At 77.6% G+C, this 2,475-nt stretch carries 3 protein-coding genes and 2 pseudogenes; all 5 read left to right on the top strand.

The window, feature by feature from the left end; genetic code table 11:
- Positions 1-600 (top strand): annotated as a pseudogene (locus ICW40_RS20480) (primosomal protein N'); the annotation flags it as partial.
- Positions 597-955, top strand: a pseudogene (locus ICW40_RS21305) (hypothetical protein); the annotation flags it as partial. The pseudogenes ICW40_RS20480 and ICW40_RS21305, both read left to right, overlap by 4 nt.
- 77 nt (positions 956-1,032) lie before the next feature.
- Positions 1,033-1,293: an HAD-IA family hydrolase gene (locus tag ICW40_RS21310; protein WP_308121947.1), complete on the top strand. Its 261-nt coding sequence runs from the start codon at positions 1,033-1,035 to the stop codon at positions 1,291-1,293.
- Positions 1,290-1,412 carry a hypothetical protein gene (locus tag ICW40_RS21315; protein ID WP_260459532.1) on the top strand — a complete coding sequence of 41 codons (123 nt, stop codon included), beginning with the start codon at positions 1,290-1,292 and terminating at the stop codon, positions 1,410-1,412. Before ICW40_RS21310 ends, ICW40_RS21315 begins: the two co-directional genes overlap by 4 nt.
- A gap of 9 nt (positions 1,413-1,421) precedes the next feature.
- Positions 1,422-2,357, top strand: a complete 936-nt coding sequence (gene fmt / locus ICW40_RS20490; protein WP_221655813.1) for a methionyl-tRNA formyltransferase — start codon at positions 1,422-1,424, stop codon at positions 2,355-2,357.
- Positions 2,358-2,475: the final 118 nt, after the last annotated feature.

Genomic DNA, 2,475 nt, shown 5'->3' on the forward strand with positions numbered 1-2,475 from the left:
GTGCCCGACCGGCCCGCCCTCGTCGTCGCCACGCCGGGCGCCGAGCCGCGCGCCGCGGACGGCTACGCGGCGGCGCTGCTGCTCGACGCCGCCGTGGTGACCTCGCGTGCGGGTCTCGACGTCTCCGTGGACGCGTTGCGCACGTGGATGGCCGCCGCGTCGCTCGTGCGTGCGGCCGACCGCGGCGGGCGCGTGCTGCTCGTGGGGGACGCCGCGCCCCGGCCGAGCCAAGCCCTCGTGCGTTGGGACCCGGCGAACCTCGCGGAGCACGAGCTCGCCGAGCGGAGCGAGCTGTCGCTGCCCCCGGCGGTGCACATGATCGCGCTGGAGGGGCCGAGGGACGCGGTCGAGACCCTGCTGACGAGGATCGACCTGCCCGACGGCGCCGTCGTGCTGGGCCCGCTCGCCGTGGAGGGCGCCGCGCCGGCCGAGGGGGTCCTCGACCCCGAGGCGCTGCGCCCGGTGCGCGCGCTCGTCCGGTCGCCCTGGCGCGTGGCGCCCCGGTCGACCGCCGCGGTCGCGGCGGCCGTGGCCACCCGCAGCGCGCGTCGGGAGTCCGGCGCGGTCCGCGTCGTCGTCGAACCCCTGGAGGTCGTGTGAGCACCCTGCCCCGCCAGCCGAAGACGACCGCCTCGGTGGGGACCGGCTCGGCCGGCGCTGCCGACGGCTCGCCCCGGGAGATCGACACGGTGCTCTTCGACCTCGGGCAGGTCCTCGTGCGGTGGGACCCGCTGCTGCCGTACCGCGGCCGGTACGACGAGGCCGACGTCCGGCGCTTCTTCGACGAGATCGACTTCCCGGCGTTCAACCACCTCCAGGACGCCGGTCGGCCGTGGGCCGAGGCGAGGGCCGCCCTGGAGCAGACCCACTCGCACCACCTCCCGCTGCTCGACGTGTACGTCGAACGGTTCGCGGAGGCCGTTCCCGGCCCCGTCGACGGGGCCGACGCCATGGTNNNCCGCGGGGGTCCGTGTGCTCGGGCTCACCAACTGGTCGGCGGAGACGTTCCACGTCTCGCTCGAGACGGCGCCCGTGATCCGCCGGCTCGAGGACGTCCTCGTCTCCGGGCGCGAGGGGCTCGCGAAGCCCGACCCGCGCATCTTCGAGCTCGCCGTCGAGCGGTTCGGGCTCGAGCGGCAGCGCACGCTGTTCACCGACGACTCGCGGGTCAACGTCGAGGCCGCCGCGCGCGTCGGTCTGCGCGCCGAGCTGTTCACCTCCCATGCCGCGCTGCGCCGCACGGTCCGGGCGCTCGGCGTCCCGGTGCCCGCGCACGCCGAGGACGCGCGGTGATCGTCGGGGAGGCCGTGCGCACCGACACCGTGCGCACCGACGCCGTGCCCACCGACGCCGTGCCCACCGACACCGTGCGCGCTCACACCGTGCGCCGAGCGCAGGGCGCGCGACCCTAGGATCGACGGATGCGTCTGCTCTTCGCCGGCACCCCCGCCGTCGCCCTGCCGGCCCTCGACGCCCTCCTCGGCTCCCGCCACGACGTCGTCGCGGTGCTCACCCGCCCGGACGCGCCGTCCGGCCGCGGTCGACGCCTCCAGCCCAGCCCCGTCAAGGTGCGCGCGGTCGACGCCGGGATCCCCGTGATCGAGGCCTCGACCCTGCGCGACGCGGCGACCCGGGAGGCGATCCGGGCCACCCGGCCGGACTGCGCGCCCGTCGTGGCCTACGGCGCCCTGCTGCCCGAGGCGGTGCTCGGTGTGCCGCGGCACGGCTGGGTCAACCTGCACTTCTCGCTGCTCCCGGCGTGGCGGGGCGCGGCACCCGTGCAGCACGCCGTCCTGCACGGCGACGAGGTCACCGGCGCGACGACGTTCCGCATCGACGCGGGGCTCGACACCGGACCCGTCCTCGGGACGCTGACCGAGACGGTGCGTCCGCGCGACACGTCCGGCGACCTCCTCGACCGCCTGTCGCACGCGGGCGCCGGCCTGCTCGTGGCCACGCTCGACGGGCTGGAGGACGGCGCCCTGGTGCCCGTCCCGCAGCCTGCCGACGGCGTGAGCCACGCGCCACGTCTCAGCACCGAGGACGGCCGGGTGCGGTGGGAGCACCCGGCGATCGCCACGGACCGCCGCATCCGTGCGGTGACCCCCGCGCCCGGCGCGTGGACGACGCTGCCCGGGGGCGAGCGGCTGCGGCTCGGGCCGGTGCGCCTGCACGCCGACGTCACGGACCTCGAGCCGGGGCAGGTCGCTGTCACGAAGCAGGACGTCCTCGTCGGCACGGGCACGCACGCGGTGCGCCTGGGCGACGTCGCGCCCGCCGGGCGGCGGTCCATGGCGGCGGCCGACTGGGCGCGCGGCTCGCGCGACCTCGACGGTGCGCGGCTGGGGGAGCGATGAACGCGGACGGCCAGGGGCGGGACCGCCACGGTCGGCGCGGCGGCGACACGTCGCGCCCGCGGGACGGCGACGCGGACGGCCGGCGAGCAGCGCGCGGCACGGGCGGCACGGGTGACCG

It is taken from the genome of Actinotalea ferrariae, assembly GCF_019733465.1.
Classification (GTDB): Bacteria; Actinomycetota; Actinomycetes; order Actinomycetales; family Cellulomonadaceae; genus Actinotalea; species Actinotalea ferrariae_A.

Excerpts from the sequence above, each read along its gene's own strand:
- fmt (WP_221655813.1), top strand. The coding sequence starts at position 1,422 with ATGCGTCTGCTCTTCGCCGGCACCCCCGCCGTCGCCCTGCCGGCCCTC.